The sequence below is a fragment of the Lysinibacillus sp. NPDC095746 genome (assembly GCF_044763535.1).
Classification (GTDB): domain Bacteria; phylum Bacillota; class Bacilli; order Bacillales_A; family Planococcaceae; genus Lysinibacillus.
Genome location: NZ_JBIWGL010000077.1, coordinates 1 through 1160, shown reverse-complemented (window position 1 = coordinate 1160; position 1160 = coordinate 1). Strand labels below are relative to the sequence as shown.

Annotated in this window: 1 protein-coding gene; it reads right to left on the bottom strand. The window is 39.8% G+C overall.

Annotated features, from left to right (window positions below; genetic code table 11):
* Positions 1-83: 83 nt before the first annotated feature.
* A partial coding sequence (locus ACIQ7N_RS23630) for an IS110 family RNA-guided transposase (RefSeq protein ID WP_402936680.1) occupies positions 84-1160 on the bottom strand: 1077 nt, incomplete at its 5' end.

Genomic DNA, 1160 nt, shown 5'->3' with positions numbered 1-1160 from the left:
AAAAAAGTCCATGCTCAAATAAACGCGACCTTTATATTCAAAAAAATGGTAGCGCCTAAATAGAGATCTGGTTTTAGATTGTATTAGGAAGCACCAAGTTCAGTGATGGTCACATTGTAACCCAAACTTTCAAGTCTTCGAACAGAATATCGAATAATAGATTGTTCTTTTTGTTTATCAAAGTAGTCTTCGCCCAAGTCTACATACATTTCTTTCCGCGTTAAAAGGTAATAAGCAATACGTAATATGGCATGAGCAACGGATATGCCAGCTCGTTTTTTACCCTTTCGGGCTGCAGTCCGTCTATATAATGCACCTAGATAGGTTTTAGATCCTCTGACAGAATGAGCTGCTTCAATTAGAGCCGATTTCAAATATTTATTGCCTTTCTTCATAGCGGAGGATTTCCTTTTTCCTGCACTTTCGTTGTGTCCAGGTACTAGTCCTGCCCAAGAACAGAGATGTGCTGCACTTGGAAATTGCTTTTCTACATTCGTTCCAATTTCAGCTAGGATTTGTTCCGCCATTCGAGTGGCAATTCCAGGAATGGAATCCAATCTTTCGATATCTTCTTGGTGTGTGGAAAGCCGGCAAGTTACTTCCTGATTTAACAATTCAATTTGTGCAGTCAGAAAATCAATATGAGTAAGAATGGTTTTAATCATTAGTCGTTGATGTGGTTGGATATAGCCACGAAGTGCGAGTTCAAGTTCTGCTTTTTTCTTTTTCATTGAACGTCTAGCGAAACTAGCTAACTTTTCTGGTTCATTTTCTCCTTCGGCAATGGCACGAAGCATATCAAGAGAGGAAACTCCCATCACATCTGATACAACAGAACCAAGTTTAATATTCGCACCTTCGAGTACCTTTTGAATGCGGTTATGTTGTCTCGCGCGTTCTTCAATCATACTTCGACGATACCGAACTAATTCTCGTAATTCACGTTGGGTGCGATCTGGAATGAAGCTAGCTTTGAGTAATCCGTGACGAAGTAACTTGGCGATCCATTCCGCATCTTTAACATCAGTTTTACGACCAGGAACCGATTTGATATGTTGAGCATTTACAACTAAAAATTCGATATTCTCAGCCTCGAGTATGTTTACAATAGGCTTCCAAAATACACCTGTACTTTCCATAGCTACGTGAGTACAACCGTG